Below are 17,374 nucleotides of genomic sequence, written 5' to 3' on the forward strand. Positions count from 1 at the left end.
TTACTTTTTGGGGTGTTTATGTCCACCTCTGTACTTGTAATGGCTCAAAATTCCATTGTAGTCTCAGGACAGGACAGGCAGCGGAGAGTGATCACGACAGCGGTACCTTTTCTTAACTTTGCTCCAGACTCTCGTCATTCTGCCATGGGTGACGTGGGGGTAGCAACTACTCCAGATGCCAATTCCGCACATTGGAATAGTGGCAAACTAGCTTTCCTAGAAGACCAGACAGCATTTTCATTATCCTATTCTCCCTGGTTGGGAAGATTGGTCAATGATATGTCTCTAAGCTATCTAACCGGTGCTTTCCGAATCGATGAAAATTCTGCCTTCGGTTTTGACCTGCGCTATTTTAACATGGGCGATATTCAGTTGACAGATGGTTTAGGCAATGAATTAGGCCAATTTAATCCCCGCGATATTGCCATCGGAGGAACTTATTCTCGAAAACTCTCCGCCAATCTGGGATTGGGGGTTTCAGCACGATTTATTTATTCCAATTTGTCAGGAAATATTTCCTCAGTGGGAGGAAGCGATGCAAGAGCCGGCATTAGTGTAGGAACGGATGTAGGACTTTATTACAGCAAAGACATTTTCACAGGGTCAAAGGAAGGAACATGGTCTTGGGGTGTCAACATTTCCAATATTGGACCGAAGATCACCTATAATTCCGCTGATGACTTAGATTACATTCCTACAAATCTTCGAATCGGAACCGCTTATGGCATTTACTTCAACGAGTTGAATAAATTGACTTTTGCCTTAGATTTTAATAAACTTTTGGTCCCCTCTCCTCCTGTCTACGCAACCAATCCTGACGGGACGCTTTCTACAGATGAAGATGGAAACCTTATCATCGAGCAAGGAAAAGATCCAAATAGACCGCTTATTTCAGGTATGTTTGGTTCCTTCACAGATGCTCCTGATGGATTCAGTGAAGAGATGCAGGAAATCACCGTTTCCTTCGGTGCAGAATACCTGTACAATGAAAAGTTTGCCTTACGAACTGGTTACTTTTTTGAAAACCCTACTAAAGGAGGAAGGAGATATTTTACCATGGGTGTCGGCTTCAATTTGAAGCGCCTTGGATTTGATTTCTCTTACCTAGTCCCGCAAGTACAAAACCACCCGCTCGCTGAGACATTACGCTTTTCTCTGCGATACGCAATTCCATCCAATTGATGATTCTAGACCGAAGTACTCCACCGAGTTACTCCATTCCAGAAGACTTTAGCTTACAATCACCTGCTGAAAAAATCCTTCAAAATGGAGCTGCACATTTTCATTTTGATACTCCAGGAATTCAAGCTGTCAAAATCGACTTGATTGGAAAAGGTACTCGAGCATTTCTACCATTAAATGAGGCGCTAGTGCCATCATTCACTCTACAGATGTTGATTGAAGGCACTGCATCAAAAAGCAGTAGTGAAATTGCTCATCTTCTGGATTTTCATGCAAGTGAAATTCAGCCTTATTTGACATTTGGGCAGGAAGGTGTCACACTCATAAGCACAAAAAAGCATCTTTTTCAGGTTTTGGAGCTGCTTTTGGAAGTGATTACCCAACCGAGCTTCCCTGAGGAGCCGTTGGAAAAACGAATAGCTCAACGACGTCTCATGATTGAGATGGAGAGAAAAAAGACAGCATCACAGGCCTCTCAGCTTTTCCGAAAAACGCTGTTTGGAGGGGCGCATCCTTACGGAAACATGATCCACGAGGAAATGCTCGAATCCATTAATTCCGAAAGGCTTCAAAAGCATAGTCAGCATCTGCTTTGGCAGGGACTCGAGATCTTTACTGCCGGAGATTTTAGCAGTGAAGAAAGGGAAACTTTAGAAAGCTTTCTAGAGAGGCTTCCAAATCGAAAACCGCAAGAAGGTATTCTGCTCCCTGACGCGAAAAGCGAGGAATCAATTTATGAATCTCGGCAAGATGCGGTCCAAAGTAGTATCCGAATGGGAAAATTTTCCATCCCAAAAAATCACCCTGATTTTATCCCACTTTCTGTATTCAATACCATCCTAGGCGGATACTTTGGATCTCGACTTATCAAAAATATACGAGAAGACAAGGGGCATACTTATGGAATCTACTCTAGCTTGGTTCAAATGGGTAACCTGAACTATTGGGCCGTGGGAGCTGACGTGGAAAAACAGTATCTCGAGCTAGTGAAAGCCGAAATCAAGCATGAAATCCAAAAACTCTCTACAGAGCTCGTAGAAGAGGATGAGTTGGAAACTGTCAGAAATTACCTGCTTGGTCAGATGCTTTCACAGTTTAGCAATTCCTTCGACCTAATCGATCGTTTTCGCTCTGTTCACCACTCGGGCTTGGACTTGAACTATTATTCGCAGAAACTTCAATTTCTAAAAGAATTTAAGGCGGAAGACATTCTTCAAATCGGTCAAAAGTACTTCAAAGATCAGCCCTTGATAGAAGTAAGTGTTGGCTAATCAACTCGTGACACTGACGTAAAGCCAGGATATGTCAAGCTTGAATTTAGCCCAAGCTTTATAGAGCTTCAATTTTAGGCCTTTGCCATGTAAGCGTTCGGCCATTTGGATGAGTTGATCAGCAGCAGAGAAATTTGCCGACCATAGTGCATGTTTCAATTCAAAAAGAACTCGCTCCAGCAATGCTTTATTTTCATCCTGGCTTTGATTGAGCTCCAATGCCTTTTCACAGACCTTTACCGTACTAGGCAACATTTTTGAAAAATAGCGCTGATACTGGTTTGCTGACATAGACTCCTCATGCTCACGCTTCAGGACACCTACATGATCCGAAAAAACCACATGATACTTCCTCGCCATTCGGATTTGAATATCAAAATCCTCGTAATACAGACTCTCATCATAACCCGACTCCTTTCGAAAAATCTTTGCATTGAATACCATGGTAGCCGCGCAGATGATACTTCGCCTCAATAGCGTTTCGTATATCGTGCCCATATGCAGCTTTTCCCTAAGCTCTCCGAATGTATTTCGCCTATAGAAAGTCGTGATAGACCCCGATGACTCTAGTAAATAGGCATCAGAGAAACTAAAAGCTGCTTCAGGATCCTGTGAAAGTTGAGCGATCGATAGCGAGAGATGATCAGGATAAAGCACGTCATCTCCGGACAAATCGACCAGGTAGTCACCATTTGTCTCTGCAAATACTTCATTGAAAGTCTGACAGTAGGGTCTAGTATCCTCGAAAAAGTACGTTTTCACCGGAAATAAGCCAGAATACTGCGAGACCCAATCCTTGATACGTTCGGCAGTACGATCAGAACTTCCATTATCGACAATGACCAATTCTTTGTCATGGTAATCCTGCATTGCCACACTCTCTAGTGCCTCCCAAATCCAGTCTTCGTGATTGAAGGCTGTGCAAATAACAGTGACTTTACCTAAGCTTTCCATGGTTAAAGTTTCCTGACCCAGGTGACTTTGTTAGAAATATCGTTGGAAAATCTGGACTTAAAAAACATTAAATTATGATTGGCCGAACTTGGCTGATCAGAGGAGCCCAGATCTATGAAGTCTACCTTCAGATCCATTGCCAAAATAAATAATTGATATAAAAGCATTTCGCCTCCTTGCTTAAGCTGACTTTTTGGATCTATGGCTGACTGAAAATAATACAATGACTCTGAAGTCAGTCTAGTCGCTAAAGTTTGTGCTACAGCTTGCCCCTTTTTTTCTAGCGAAATCAAGAAATAACGCTCTGGGTACTCCGACACTTGCGTGATTAACCGAGTTTCATCCAAGTTGGAGTCATAGCCTCTTGACTTATTCCATGATCGAATCTCCTGTAAAAAGCCAAAATTAGAGATTGGCCCTTTTCGAATTGTAAGCTCCCCTTCTTTTATGCGCTTCTGGAATCGATCCTGTTCACTTTGAATCAGTTTCTTAATCTTCTTTTTTCCCAAGAAAAACTGATGAGCCAAAACCTTTTCCTGCCTGAAACCAAGCTTGAAAAGCAGGTAATTTACCAAATCATGGTTTGACTGATAAGGCTTCGGAGCTTGAGTAATTTCCAATTCCAAAACTCCCCTTTTCCGGAGCTCTTCTTGAATGATCAATATAAAGTACTCTAAAGCTTCAGAACTTAGGCTATCCTGCATCCAAATTCCTCCAAAAGGAACCTGAGGAAGCGAAATAGCCTTTCCTCCCTCTGAAATACAAACGGTAATCCAAGCCTTAACTTTTTCCTTTTTGACAAGCTTAAAATCAAGGTACTCCCGGTATTCTGGCAACTGCTCATTTGCAAGAAAATAATCCTTTATTTCCGCTCGGCTATCCTGTACTTCAAGCTGATATTGATTGGAGATATCCATCTTAGAGCTTTGCAAATTCCTTTAAATCTCTGATGTAATCGGCTTCTGAAAACTCTCGGTCTGATAATGCGAGTAAGACTGCATCTGAGGAAAAATCAGTCTCTACCCAATGAAGCGGGGGAATCAAAAGACCTCTGGAAGGATGATTTAATTTAAATAACTGTGTAAAACCTAGCGTGTCGGTTATTTTTGCTTTAACCTCCCCAGCTAAAGCTACTAGCACCTGCGTTTCTTCACGATGAGCATGATTGCCTCGGGAAACTCCATTGGGGACTGCATGTACCCAAAAGCATCGCTGAATACCATTGGGAAATAGGTCCTGTTTTTCCCAATAATACAATTCGCCGGCCTGCCCTTTTTCCCCATCAAAATCAATCCATCTGGGCTGACTTGTTTTTTGTGGATGCATCATTACTTTTTGAATCGGACTAAAATTAAGATAAATACCAAGTAAAAAAGGTTACAGTTCCATTAAATTTAGATTTTCATTTCGAAACCTAGCCAAATAATCTGACCAGTGGAATCCAAAGACGATACAGATCGATTTTTTACCCTAAGCCGAGAAAGTGCCTCCCTATTTAAGGATAGAAACTCTAAATTTCACGCTCATGCTTTCCCTGTCAAATCGGAAGAGGAGGTAAAGGAAAAACTAGCAGAACTCCGAAAGCAATACTACGACGCAAGGCATCATTGCTATGCTTACAGTCTTGGAAAGGATGGAGAGATCTTCCGGGCCAATGATGACGGCGAACCCAACCATTCGGCGGGAGATCCGATTTTAGGGCAAATCAGATCATTTGAATTGACGAATGTTCTGATAGTAGTCGTCCGCTACTTTGGTGGAACCAAACTTGGAGTAGGCGGTCTGATTCAAGCCTATAGAACGGCAGCGAAAATGGCTATCGAGGAAAATGAGATTGTGGAAGACTTTGAAAGATGCTTTCTAAAGCTCCATTTTCCCTATCCTGCCATGAATGATGTGATGAAGTTGATCAAAAACGAGAATCTCGAAATCCAGTCACAAGAAATGGAGCTGGATTGTAAAATGGATTTATCCTTTCGAAGCAGCATGAAGGATCAGGTAATTGACCAACTGGAGACAATTGACGGACTGGAGTATAAATTAATCGAAGAGGGGGTCTAAGACACCTTCTTCCCTCAGGCGCTTGAAAACTTCCAAACACGCCCAGGCATCCGTCGCCGCATAGCGTTGCTGCTTTTCCGTCAGTTCTTGTGCCTCCCAATTAGAAACCTGCTCAGACTTGCTGATACGGATGCCGAGAATCATACCGGATAAATTTCGAACCCCCACATTGTGAAAACCTACTTTTTTCAACTCGTCATTCAAGTCAAAAAATGATTGGGGGTAAAAGGAATCCGTGAGCTTGGAAAGACCTTTAAGGTCATCATGCACTGCGGCACCTATTTTTAAAATGTGCTCATGCTCAAGCAAGGCCCGTATTTCATCTGGAAAACCAATTGAATTCAACCGGAATAAAAAAGCCTGCTCTTCTGTCGAAAGCTGTAAAAGTGCTACTTCATTGAAGACTCCTTTTCGGAAGGCAGGTTTGGTCTCTGTATCAAAACCAAGAATATGTTGCTTAGCCAGAAACTCGACTACTTCATCCACTTGATCAGGTTCATCGATCAAGTAGATTTCACCATCAAACTGCCCCAATGGCAGTGCATTTATTTCGTCTTTACTTATTCTTCTGAGATTCATGCCACCTCTAACTCTTCCTCTTCATAAAAGTTGATCCCAATCTTCAGATATCCATATAAAATAGTCATGAATGGGCTGATAATATTAAAGAAACAATACGGTGCGTACACCAATGTGGCTACTCCCAATACGGATGCCTGAGTTGCCCCACAAGTATTCCACGGAACCAAAACTGAGGTAACTGTTGCGGAATCCTCTAGGGTTCTGCTGAGATTTTCTGGCTTCAGTCCACGTTTTTTGTAAATATCGGCATACATCCTTCCTGGAACCAGGATAGCCAAATACTGGTCAGAAGTAGTTATGTTGAAAAAGACACAAGTCGCGGCGGTACTCGCGATAAGCGATCCTACCTTATGAACTTTACGGATCACCGCTTCTGCCAAAACCTGTAGCATCCCTGTCACTTCCATAATCCCCCCAAACACCATCGCACAGACTATCAACCAAATCGTATTCAACATACCTCCCATTCCTCTTGTAACAAGCAGCTCATTGACGATATCATTACTAGTCAAAATAGATATCTCCCCATAAAGAGCCATCATTACTGCCTTAAAACTCAAGTAAGTGTAAGACACTCCAGATTCATTGGCGATGGTAGCGATAATTTGGGGTTGAAAAATCACGGCAAATACTCCACCTAATAAGGCTCCGATGAGTAAAGCTGGTATAGCAGGGACTTTTCTAATAATAAGTACCAAGACTACTGCCGGAACGATGAATAGCCATCCGGTAATATTGAATTTTTCTAAAATCACTGCTGAAATAGCCTTGACATCCTCGACCGAACCACTGACTTCATAATTCACACCGATGATGACAAATAGGATTATGGTAATGGTGATAGAAGGAATGGTAGTCTTTGCCATGTGCCGGATATGGGTAAACAAATCCGTCCCTGCCATAGCAGGTGCAAGATTGGTCGTATCGGACAAGGGAGACATTTTATCCCCAAAATATGCACCCGAAATAATCGCTCCTGCAATGATTCCTTCATCAAAACCAAGCGCTTTGCCGATCCCTAAAAGAGCAACTCCTACCGTCGCCACCGTAGTCCAAGAACTACCCGTAGAAATAGATACAATCGCACTGACTACGCATGCCGCAATCAGAAATATCCCCGGACTCAAGACCTGAAGTCCATAATAAATCATCGCTGGAACTATCCCACTCAGTAGCCAGGTGCCTGCAAGGGCACCAATCAGAAATAAAATCAAAATACTGGACATGGCAGAGCTAATGCTTTTGACTATACCATCTTGGAGCGTTTCCCAATGAAACCCTAGGCGATAGACGGCCACTAAGCCCGCTACTGCTGCAGATAAAATCAATACGATCTGATTGGAGCCCGAAAGTCCGTCAGTTCCGAATATCTGAATATTGAATACTAACAAGACAATCAAAAAAATCAAAGGAATGAGCGCGTCAAGTATAGTTGGCGTCTTGGCTGTTTCTTGCATCAAATGTTTAAATAGGATGAACTCCCGAATCTAACCAAAAATTTTAAAACCCTTTCCGTAAGAGATCGGAGAGTTGCCTCCCAACTTCCCAGCCTATTGCCACTCCCATTCCTCCCAGACGTACTCCTACGGCTGTCCGATCACCGACTTTCTCCATGATTGGGAGCTTTTTTTGCCCAAATGCCATGATCCCAGTCCATTTGTGTTCCCAAGTAATTTTCTGTCCGGGGAAGATGATTGTTTCTGCCAAATTTTCTAAATACGACTCGATGGTGGCATTGATAGCGTTTTCCAGACTCTTTTCACCTTCAAAATCCTTATTTCTACCTCCCCCTAAAAGAAGGCGGCCATCAATCTTTCGAAAGTACACATAGCCCTTGTCAAAATGAAAGCTGCCTTTCCACGGAATCTTTTGCTCAAAAGGTCGACTCACCATTACCAAGCCACGTCCTGGTTCAAGATCAAATTCCGGGAAAAATTGCCCCGCAAAAGCATTGGTACAGACTGCCACCTTTGATCCTTGAAACTCTATCAGTTCATCCGTCCCGGTCTTTACGCTGATCAATCCCAAATCCTTTTCAACCTTCTGGACATGAGAACCTGTCAGAATTTTGATTCCCAATTCATTTGCTCTGGACCACAAGGCTGAAATATACTTCCCGGGATCCAATTCACCTTCAAACTGGTTTTTAACGACCGCCTTTACAGATTCATCAAAACCAAAACTCCGATAGTTCTTAAGGTTTGAAAAAACGGGCTTTTTGGAAATAGGCTTAAGTAGCTTATTGATCGAGGAAAGCTGATCAAGCGCCTCCAGCTGATCCTCAGTGATCAATTCAAATCCTCCCGACTGCTTGAAATCAAGTGCTTTTCTACCGAATTCCTTTTGAATGAGCTCTAGTCCTTTGGCTCGTTTTTCTACCAGTTTGACTACCTCATCTTGTGTCATGGACCACATATCGTCCAAGATTTCAGTCAGTGATCCAAAGCAGGCAAAGCCGGCATTTTTGGTGCTGGCTCCACTCGGGAAAGTCCCCCGTTCCAAAATCAAAACCCGGGCTTTTGGCCGCTTCTTTTTGAAATGGATAGCAGTCGAAAGCCCCACAAACCCTGCTCCCACCACTATCAAATCGTAATTCAAAAAACTCTTATTCTCCCAGTAACTCAACATATACTCTTTGGCTTTCTTATTTTCTTTCCAAGATTTTTGATAATTTAATCTAAAGTTTGATATCAGCCCCAAAAAACCGATGCGAAAAATAGAAGAACTCCTCCATGAATATGGCCTCAGTCACCAAAACCCCACCAATAAATTGATCCACTGGGTATGTGTGCCTGCTATTTTCTTTAGCATCGTCGGCTTGGTTTTCAGCATTCCTACAGGACCACTTCCAGAATACCTCGGCCTGTTGGGAGGCTTCGCAAATTGGGCGACCATCGCACTCTTTTTGGTTCTAGTGTATTACATCACGCTTTCGGCTCCTTTAGCCTTAGGTATGTTTCTGTTTTCTGCGATTTGTCTAGCCATAGCAAATTTCCTAAGCATTATTTTCCCGGGGAAACTTTGGCTAATCAGCTTGGGAATTTTTGTCATTTCATGGATCATCCAGTTTTATGGACACAAAATCGAGGGCAAAAAGCCATCTTTCCTGAAAGACTTACAATTCCTTTTGATCGGACCTGCTTGGTTGATGCATTTTATCTACAAGCGATTAGGATTGGCCTATTGAAGCTCCTTTTCTTCAGCTTTTTCTGCAAAAATGCCTTCTATTTTCTTCAATGAAGCTTGATTTTTCTCTGTTTGAATACTCATCAGAATGGACTTTTTTTCCATTGCAGTCAATCTCCAATTCAAGGAAGCCCGCTTCATCGTCTCTTGGCTACCTGTCAGTTCCTCAGTTTGTACCAATTCCGGTGCATATTCAAATTCTACACGATCCATGGGAAAATTCATGGATTCTGACATATAATTGAAGAGCACTTCATTTTGAATGGTCTGCACATTATCCCAATTGGAGTAGATATTCTTCAAGGGATTGAAAATCTTTTCGGCGATTCTAGGGAGGGGGCTGGCAGGAATTTGCATGGATTTTTGAGAGTCTCGGATTGTGACCAAGACCACCCCGGAGGTATTTTGACGAATCCAATCTTGAAACACATAAGTGAATCGAAGGGCATCCTGAATCCCAAAATTATCGGAAAGTCCTGTATCCATCGTCTCCATTGCAGGATCAGAAGGCAATTGGATATTGGGAGTAATAAATGGGAAGGTTGCAGACATTCGAATGGCCGTCAAAAACCGTAGGTTTTCAGCATCTTGCTCATTGAAAAACCGAAGAAAATCAACGCTTTGCTTTTTTTCTTCAGCTCCAAACTGACCTTTGATCGAGGTCCCCATGTAAGACATCGAGTGAGGAGATATGATCAATTTCCTTCCGTCATTGGTAATTAAAGATGTCACTGGAAGCAAGGGGATTTTTCCGGAAAATTCTGGCTCTCGATAGTCCTTAAGTTGCTTATCCATAACACCATTCGTATTTGAATTCAATTGGCTTTCGAAAGCATAGCCTCTGTCCTTCAAATATCTTTGGCCATTGTAATGGAAGTATTGATTACGAATCAGTAGGTCGTTGACTAAAAGCGAAAAAATAATCGGGTTCAAATTATCTGCTGAAATCTGATCCAAATAGGCCGAATCAAGGGGATTGACAGCAGGATTATCCAGAGATTGTAAATAGATCTCCCGGAAAAAAGCTTCTCCCAAGACCCCTCCAGAAGCACCGGTAAATAGCTCTGTATGTTTAAGAATTTTCCCCTGATGCATGTCATACAAATGCTGTAGAACTACAAACGTCCATAAAGCAGACCGTTGTCCTCCTCCACTAGCCGCTATCAGCACCAGTTTTGGTTTGGACTCTCCAGTCATACTTTTCCAATTATCTAAAATCCGCATCGTATTATTGCGGTCTTTTGCCAAAGTGTCAGGATGCAGCAAGGAGTCCAATCGCTCCAAGGTATATTCGGCTGCAGGAACTTGATAATTCATCCCAAAAGCCTCATGCGGTCTATTTAGAAAAGAGAAATTCGAAAAATAGTTGATGAGTAAAATCGCAGCAAACACTGTGACGGTGGCCCAGCCTCTCAACCAAAAACTCACCGCCCCAACCAACATCACCAAAATTGCAAAAAGCAATAATACACTCATCCCGGCTGGAAGCTGCATAATCGGCTGCTCTCTCAACAAACCTAAGCCGATCACCAAACCAATCAGTAGAACCTGAATCAGAAATAAATTCAGATGATTTTGGTCAAATACCTTCAGCAACTTGGCAGCTTGAAAACGGGAAATATCTGGCCTGACTGGCTCAAATCGCAAGGCAAGATTAAGGTAACTCCTAACTGACTGAGGCTTATTCTTGATATCCTTGTAGCGACTGATGACATTTTTTCGAGTAAACTTCACTTTCCTCAATCGGCGGTCCAGAGTCCCCGCAAAGAGTACAAAAAAGTCTTTGTTGGTAAAGGCAAAATAGCCAAAGATCAGCCCATAGCTAAGAATGCTACCTATAGAAAATCCTCCAAATAGGATAAATACCTCCCATTCAGAATTTAAATCATTTTGAAGCTGAAATGAAACAAAACGAAGACAATAAGCAAGGTAAAAAAGGAGTGGTATGATCGAATTATTGATACAGAAGTGAATGAAGGGCTTTTTCAAAACAGCTAAAAAGGAAAACTGTCGACCATCCATAATGTAAGTAGTCATATGAAAGGCCATCGTAAATACCGAAAAACCAACCCCCATCAGAAAAAAACTCAACCAGGAGACTTCGTGCAGATACTCAGGATCCAAGAAAAGAAAGGGTATTCCTAAGGTGACACCGAAACCTTCAAAAATGATCAGAAACAGTAATGCCCACACCAGAACTAGTGCTAGATTCTTTCGGATGTGAAGCAGGAAAAGCTGTACAGGAAAGCTAAACCATATATTTCGGACCATAGTGTTGGATATTCATGTGTTTACAATTTGATTTTCAAAGGCCACATGGAATCTAGCATAAATTCTCCGATCCATCGGGGCATCCCTCTGTTTGATGAGTACGTTTTGCCTGCAAGCGGAAGGCAGGCTCGATTTCATGAAAAGTTAAAATTTTTCAACCAATGAAAAAATTTAACTCCGAAAGTACTGAGCATCAAAAACTTGAAAAAAGCTTTTTCATCAAGTCTAGATTTGACCGACTGATCTCATGGACTATTTAATGATATGCTGTACTTTCACAGCCTAAACGAGAATAAGATGAGAACGTGGTTTTTGTGTAAAGTAAAATACGCCAAAGAAAATGAGCAAGGCCTTCTCAAAAGCATCTCCGAGCAATATTTGGTAGATGCGGTATCCTTCACGGAGGCTGAAGCAATTTTATATGATAGACTAGGATCCCAGATTCGGGGAGACTTTCAGGTCACCGGTATCAGCAAAAGCAATATCGTAGATGTATTTTTCTATGAGGATGCGGATATCTGGCACAAATGCAAAATCACTTACCTAGTAGCAGATGGGGATAGTGGAAAGGAAAAAAAGGTAACCCAATACATGATAGTTACCGCTGAGGATGTTAAACAAGCCTACGATAGGATTCAAGAAAGTTTGAGCAATATGCTAGTGAGCTTTCGGGTGCCAGACATCACGGAGAGCCCTATCGTGGAAGTATTCAACTATGATTCCGAATTGGAGTCCGAGCCACTTCCAGAAGGGAATTTCAGACCAGTTAATCAAGAAGAGGAGGATTAATTCTCCTCTTCTAGTTTAAGGCATCGGGTTGATTATCAATCACAAACTGTATCAGCTCCTCCACACTCATGCCAGCTCGCTCTGAGCCATCTCTAATGTCTTCTCGGCTCACTTGAGCGGCAAATGTCTTATCCTTCAATCGCTTTTTCACCCCTTTGATTTCCATACCCTCATAGCCTGTGGGGCGCATGAGCGAATAGGCATGAACAAACCCACTGAGCTCATCAAAAGCATAGAGCATCTTGTCCATTTCACTTTTTGGCTCTACCCCAAAATACCTAGGTCCATGAGAGGCGATTGCACGGATAATCTCCGGATCAACCTGACGTGACTCAAGTTCTTCGATTATTTTCTTGCAATGTAAATCAGGCCACTGATCCCAATCAGCATCATGAAGAAGTCCCGCCAAAAACCAGCGATATTGAGTTGATTCATCATACCCTTTTTCCTTGGCATAAGACTTCATAAGATGAGCCACTTGCCGCATATGAACAATCAATTTTTCATTTTTAACCCAGCTATTCAATAATTCAAAGGCTTCACCCTCAGGGAGTACATTTCCAACATTTTTAGGATTCCCAAACTCAGACCTTCCGAGGTTTAAATCAATATTTGACATTTCAAATAATTTTAAATGTATTTTGCAATATAATTTATGTTTTTTATCTACTTTTGCGTATGCCTTTAGTACAATGAAGAATTTGGACGGACTTAATCTCATGGCTCAACTAGCCATTGCCTCAGAATACTTGATGCAAGTCACTTTGGATCGAGAGGGAAAAGTCCTTTCCAGTGATTCGGGGATAGGCCCAGTTCCTTCACTTTTTGATCAATCGAAAAAACCAATGGTTTTCGCCGATTGCTTCCTGTCATCCGACTGGGTAAAATATGAAAATAATCGCATAAAAGCCTGGCAAAACCACCATCAATCATTTTTTGTAGAGCTCCAGAAAATAAACTATCCCGATCAAACTTTATTAAAGACAAAATGGGAGTTCTTCTTTATTTCAGATGATTTTGGGACTTGCCTAGGGATCGGTCATCCTGTGGATAGCCAAAAACCCTACAATCTTGCATTGGGCGAATACATGGATGGAACAGACCGTCCTCATGAATTTTTGGATAGTCTTCTAGAAAATAAACTTCTTGGGTTTTGGGATTTCAATCCATTCGAACAATCCAATACCATCAGTTCAGGACTTGCTCAGACCCTTGGGTATTCGGAAGAAGAAATTGACCAGGTGGGAAAAATAGCTTGGGAGAAGCATATCCATCAAGATGACTTTTCCCAATTGCGATCAGACTTAATTCAGCATTTCAAATCAACCGGCAGTATCCCTTTTAAAAGGGAGTTTCGATTGATTTCCAAGCGTGAGCAAATCATTTGGGTTGTGGGATTTGGTAAAACAACCCAATGGGACAAAGCGGGAAAACCCAAACAGATTCAAGGAATCATCATTGATATCAGTGAGCGAAAAAAGCAGGAAATCTGGTTGAAAGAACATCATTACTTTTTGAAAGACTTAGCTTTTCAGCAGTCTCATACCCTCCGAGCCAGAGTAGCAAATATTATCGGACTTATTGATATTCTAGAAATAGAACAACAATCACTAGAATCACGCCGATTGGTCGAATTATTAAAGAAAGAAACGTCCATGCTAGATTCAGCTCTAAAAAAGAGCATCAAAGAATCTGTCAATCAACAAAAGGCTTTCAAAGAAGAGACAAGCGATGCTGACTCTTCTTTAGAATGAGACCTTAAAGATTTCTGATTTTCCATTTTGCTTTCAGATAGCCCCAAATAACTTTGGGGCTCATCCCTTTTTTCCGCGACTCGCTTCTAGCATATCCCACATTTCTTGAGGAATCATATCCAAATTGTTGAATTCCCCGGCTCCATTTAGCCATTCTCCTCCATCAATAGTCATCACTTCCCCATTGACATAGCTCGAAAAATCCGAAACCAAATAGGCTGCAAGGTTTGCTAACTCCTGATGCTCCCCTACTCTTCCAACAGGTACTTTTTTGGCAGGATCAAACTTTTTCACCAAGTCTCCTGGCAATAACCTACTCCATGCTCCTTCTGTTGGGAATGGTCCTGGAGCGATGGCATTTGATCGGATTCCGTATTTGGCCCATTCCACAGCAAGGGATTTAGTCATTGCCAATACTCCAGCCTTTGCCGCTGCTGATGGAACCACATAGCCTGAACCCGTCCAAGCATATGTTGTAACTATATTCAAAAATGTCCCGGCCTGCTTTTTGGCGATCCAATCCTTACCAGCGGTAAGTGTCACTTGTGAAGTTCCTTTGAGAACGATATCAAGAACTGTATTAAAGGCATTGGTGGAGAGTCGCTCTGTCGGGCTGATAAAATTACCTGCTGCATTATTCAAGACGACATGGATGGTTCCAAAAGCCTCGGTAGCATCTTTCCACATCTGCTCAACTTGCTCTATATCCCGCACATCGCAGGCAAGAGGCAGTACTTTCCCTCCTTTTTCTGCCATCATCTCTTCGGCTGTTTGTTTGAGCACATCTAGTTTTCGGGAAGTGATGATCAGGTTAGCACCCAATTCTAGAAAATAACTCCCCATGGATCTACCCAAGCCAGTTCCTCCGCCCGTGACCAAAATATTTTTACCTTTAAGTGCTCCTTCACGAAGCATTCCTTCATTGAAATTCATGTCGAAAATTTATGTTTTTGGGTTAGACTGTCTCTTGATTTATTTTTAGAAGGTTCTTTTAAAATACGATCCTCAGAAGATCGAAATCCAAAATAAAATCCAAACAAGATAGTCATCAGGCCCAATATTTGAAAACAATACAGAAAAGAGTATCGCTGAAAATGAAACGTATTTTAATTCTCCTTTTTCCTTTAGCAGCACTTGGCTTGTTTTCTTGTCAGGAGGATGCAGAACGGACTATCCGAACTGATTTGACCCAAGAAGCCAACCAATTTTTAACCATTTCGGAAGCATGGGGTGAAAGTCTCTTTTTTGCAATGATCAGCTTCAATTCTTATCAAAATATAGAAAGTGATACCCTGCCAGGATGCCCTGAAATATCCGTCAATAGCACGGAAGGCACCGTAATCCTCAATTTTAGCTCCAACTGTGAAGAAGGCGAGTCTGTACGATCTGGAAAATTAATTCTGCAGTTCCCTGTCTCTGGTTCTAATCAGGCCACTTGGTCCTTAGCCTATGAGGGCTATAGTTATCGAGATTTGGAAATTGAGGGTAAAAGGTCATTTACTTTTACCTCCCTCCGGAATGTCCGTGAGGAATTTGACGGGCTATCAATTACCACTTCAAATGAATTGAATTCTACGCTGTCGGGCAGCTTCAATCACCAACAGGTACTGAATGTTTTTTCCTTGTCAGAAATAGTTTCCAGAGGAAGTATGCAAGGACTCAATCCTGCTGGACGAAGCATAAAAATGAGCTTGCAAGCTGACCGTATTGCTAATTTCGCATGCTTTTTAAGCGGTAATAGCAGATTGGCAGATTCTGCTGCAGAGCTTTGGGAGGTAACGAGAGGGAACGAAAATCTCAGGCACTCATTGACATATACACCTTTGGATCCTTGCCAAACGCAGGTTGATGCTCTCCTCCCAGATGGCAGAACACTACAATTAAGGCCATAAAAAAACCCGAAAGCCTCAGCCTTCGGGTTTCAAAAATTAGATCGTTGATTAATATCTGTAGTACTCTGGCTTGAATGGCCCTTGTACCTCGACACCGATATATTCTGCTTGATCTTTGGATAAAGTATCTAGCTCTACTCCTAACTTTGAAAGGTGTAGGGCTGCAACTTTTTCATCAAGATGCTTTGGAAGAACATAAACACCTGGCTGATATTCGTCAGTCTTAGTCCACAACTCAAGCTGTGCCAAAGTTTGATTGGTGAATGAGTTAGACATTACAAATGAAGGGTGCCCTGTTGCGCATCCCAAGTTTACCAAACGACCTTCTGCAAGAATGATCAAGTCATTTCCATCGAGGTTGTAAAGATCTACCTGTGGCTTGATGACAGACTTAGTATGTCCATAGTTTTTATTCAACCAGGCCATATCAATCTCATTGTCAAAGTGGCCGATGTTACACACGATCGTTTTGTCACGCATTGCTTTAAAATGCTCTCCAGTGATGATATCCTTATTACCGGTAGCAGTAACTACGATATCAGCTTCTTTCACTGCATCTACCATCTTCTTTACAGCAAAACCATCCATAGCAGCCTGCAAAGCACAAATTGGATCGATTTCGGTAACAATTACCCTTGCTCCAGCTCCACGAAGAGAAGCGGCGGATCCTTTTCCTACATCACCATATCCTGCTACAACGGCTACTTTTCCAGCCATCATCACATCAGTAGCACGACGAATCGCGTCTACCAAAGACTCCTTACAGCCGTATTTATTGTCAAATTTAGACTTGGTTACCGAGTCGTTCACATTGATCGCAGGAAGTGGCAAGGTGCCATTTTTCATACGCTCATAAAGTCTGTGAACACCAGTAGTAGTTTCTTCAGATAATCCTTTGATTCCAGCCACTAGTTCAGGATAGTTATCCAAAACCATGTTAGTCAGGTCGCCACCATCATCCAAAATCATATTCAATGGCTGTTTCTCTTCTCCGAAAAACAAAGTCTGCTCGATACACCAGTCAAACTCCTCAGCAGTCATACCTTTCCAAGCATAAACCTGAATTCCGGCATCAGCGATCGCTGCAGCAGCATGATCTTGCGTAGAAAAAATATTACAAGAAGACCAAGTGACTTCTGCCCCAAGCTCAACGAGGGTTTCGATCAATACAGCAGTTTGGATTGTCATGTGAAGACATCCAGCGATTCTTGCCCCTTTCAAAGGCTTGGAAGCACCATACTCTTCACGAAGCGCCATCAATCCTGGCATCTCTGACTCTGCAAGTTTGATTTCTTTACGTCCCCAATCAGCAAGAGAAATGTCTTTTACTTTGTATTGGATGAATTTTTCAGATTGAATCTCTGACATAGTTATAAATGATTATAGTTTGATTTGCTAAAACTTTTGCAAAGGTACCGCATAAATCCCGCAA

At 42.1% G+C, this 17,374-nt stretch carries 17 protein-coding genes; 7 read left to right on the forward strand and 10 right to left on the reverse strand.

The features are described 5' to 3' along the window. The first annotated feature begins 18 nt into the window (after window positions 1-18). Together porV and OU792_RS08280 are read left to right on the forward strand one after the other, a co-directional pair. A complete protein-coding gene (porV, locus tag OU792_RS08275; protein ID WP_051260719.1) occupies window positions 19-1,182 on the forward strand; it encodes a type IX secretion system outer membrane channel protein PorV in 1,164 nt (387 codons plus the stop codon). Then, on the forward strand, window positions 1,182-2,453 hold the full coding sequence (locus OU792_RS08280) for a M16 family metallopeptidase (RefSeq protein ID WP_134202368.1): 1,272 nt from the start codon (window positions 1,182-1,184) through the stop codon (window positions 2,451-2,453). Before porV ends, OU792_RS08280 begins: the two co-directional genes overlap by 1 nt. On the opposite strand, the gene OU792_RS08285 is transcribed toward OU792_RS08280, so the two are convergent. Genes OU792_RS08285 through OU792_RS08295 form a run of 3 tightly spaced genes read right to left on the reverse strand, consistent with a single transcriptional unit; the run spans window position 2,454 to window position 4,736 of the window. After that, window positions 2,454-3,407 carry a glycosyltransferase family A protein gene (locus OU792_RS08285; RefSeq protein ID WP_134202367.1) on the reverse strand — a complete coding sequence of 318 codons (954 nt, stop codon included), beginning with the start codon at window positions 3,405-3,407 and terminating at the stop codon, window positions 2,454-2,456. Window positions 3,408-3,409: 2 nt separating this feature from the next. Further along, window positions 3,410-4,324, reverse strand: a complete 915-nt coding sequence (locus OU792_RS08290; protein WP_134202366.1) for a hypothetical protein — start codon at window positions 4,322-4,324, stop codon at window positions 3,410-3,412. Between the two features lies 1 nt (window position 4,325). Continuing rightward, a complete protein-coding gene (locus tag OU792_RS08295) occupies window positions 4,326-4,736 on the reverse strand; it encodes a sugar 3,4-ketoisomerase (RefSeq protein ID WP_026945368.1) in 411 nt (136 codons plus the stop codon). Window positions 4,737-4,841: 105 nt separating this feature from the next. On the opposite strand from OU792_RS08295, the gene OU792_RS08300 reads away from it, so the two are divergent. Further along, the gene (locus OU792_RS08300) at window positions 4,842-5,468 is read left to right on the forward strand and encodes an IMPACT family protein (protein ID WP_134202365.1); all 627 of its coding nucleotides are present in this window, start codon (window positions 4,842-4,844) and stop codon (window positions 5,466-5,468) included. Here the strand turns inward: OU792_RS08300 and OU792_RS08305 are convergent. From OU792_RS08305 to OU792_RS08315, 3 genes are read right to left on the reverse strand one after another with little or no spacing between them, the layout of a single operon-like run. Beyond that, window positions 5,448-6,047, reverse strand: a complete 600-nt coding sequence (locus OU792_RS08305; RefSeq protein ID WP_134202364.1) for a 3'-5' exonuclease — start codon at window positions 6,045-6,047, stop codon at window positions 5,448-5,450. The genes OU792_RS08300 and OU792_RS08305 overlap by 21 nt on opposite strands. Further along, on the reverse strand, window positions 6,044-7,507 hold the full coding sequence (nhaC, locus tag OU792_RS08310; protein WP_134202363.1) for a Na+/H+ antiporter NhaC: 1,464 nt from the start codon (window positions 7,505-7,507) through the stop codon (window positions 6,044-6,046). Before nhaC ends, OU792_RS08305 begins: the two co-directional genes overlap by 4 nt. A 43-nt stretch (window positions 7,508-7,550) precedes the next feature. Then, on the reverse strand, window positions 7,551-8,678 hold the full coding sequence (locus OU792_RS08315; RefSeq protein WP_134202362.1) for an NAD(P)/FAD-dependent oxidoreductase: 1,128 nt from the start codon (window positions 8,676-8,678) through the stop codon (window positions 7,551-7,553). Between the two features lie 79 nt (window positions 8,679-8,757). Here OU792_RS08315 and OU792_RS08320 point away from each other — a divergent pair, with 79 nt between their 5' ends. After that, window positions 8,758-9,237 carry an Mpo1 family 2-hydroxy fatty acid dioxygenase gene (locus tag OU792_RS08320; protein ID WP_134202361.1) on the forward strand — a complete coding sequence of 160 codons (480 nt, stop codon included), beginning with the start codon at window positions 8,758-8,760 and terminating at the stop codon, window positions 9,235-9,237. Here the strand turns inward: OU792_RS08320 and OU792_RS08325 are convergent. Next, complete coding sequence (locus OU792_RS08325; protein WP_134202360.1) at window positions 9,231-11,507, reverse strand: patatin-like phospholipase family protein; 2,277 nt, start codon at window positions 11,505-11,507, stop codon at window positions 9,231-9,233. The genes OU792_RS08320 and OU792_RS08325 overlap by 7 nt on opposite strands. Before the next feature lie 297 nt (window positions 11,508-11,804). Here OU792_RS08325 and OU792_RS08330 point away from each other — a divergent pair, with 297 nt between their 5' ends. Then, window positions 11,805-12,296 carry a DUF4494 domain-containing protein gene (locus tag OU792_RS08330; RefSeq protein WP_024284978.1) on the forward strand — a complete coding sequence of 164 codons (492 nt, stop codon included), beginning with the start codon at window positions 11,805-11,807 and terminating at the stop codon, window positions 12,294-12,296. Between the two features lie 10 nt (window positions 12,297-12,306). Here OU792_RS08330 and OU792_RS08335 read toward each other — a convergent pair whose 3' ends face one another. Next, window positions 12,307-12,915, reverse strand: a complete 609-nt coding sequence (locus OU792_RS08335; RefSeq protein ID WP_134202359.1) for an HD domain-containing protein — start codon at window positions 12,913-12,915, stop codon at window positions 12,307-12,309. Window positions 12,916-12,988: 73 nt separating this feature from the next. Here OU792_RS08335 and OU792_RS08340 point away from each other — a divergent pair, with 73 nt between their 5' ends. Then, window positions 12,989-14,050 carry a PAS domain-containing protein gene (locus tag OU792_RS08340; RefSeq protein WP_274669935.1) on the forward strand — a complete coding sequence of 354 codons (1,062 nt, stop codon included), beginning with the start codon at window positions 12,989-12,991 and terminating at the stop codon, window positions 14,048-14,050. A 60-nt stretch (window positions 14,051-14,110) separates the two neighbouring features. Here the strand turns inward: OU792_RS08340 and OU792_RS08345 are convergent, their stop codons facing one another. Beyond that, window positions 14,111-14,983, reverse strand: a complete 873-nt coding sequence (locus tag OU792_RS08345) for an SDR family oxidoreductase (protein WP_274669936.1) — start codon at window positions 14,981-14,983, stop codon at window positions 14,111-14,113. A 161-nt stretch (window positions 14,984-15,144) separates the two neighbouring features. On the opposite strand from OU792_RS08345, the gene OU792_RS08350 reads away from it, so the two are divergent. Next, entirely contained in the window at window positions 15,145-15,942 is a 798-nt protein-coding gene (locus tag OU792_RS08350; RefSeq protein WP_274669937.1) for a hypothetical protein, read from the forward strand. A gap of 48 nt (window positions 15,943-15,990) precedes the next feature. Here OU792_RS08350 and ahcY read toward each other — a convergent pair whose 3' ends face one another. Next, the gene (ahcY, locus tag OU792_RS08355; RefSeq protein ID WP_274669938.1) at window positions 15,991-17,310 is read right to left on the reverse strand and encodes an adenosylhomocysteinase; all 1,320 of its coding nucleotides are present in this window, start codon (window positions 17,308-17,310) and stop codon (window positions 15,991-15,993) included. Between the last annotated feature and the right edge of the window lie 64 nt (window positions 17,311-17,374).

This window comes from Algoriphagus sp. NF, assembly GCF_028823735.1.
Lineage (GTDB): Bacteria > Bacteroidota > Bacteroidia > Cytophagales > Cyclobacteriaceae > Algoriphagus > Algoriphagus marincola.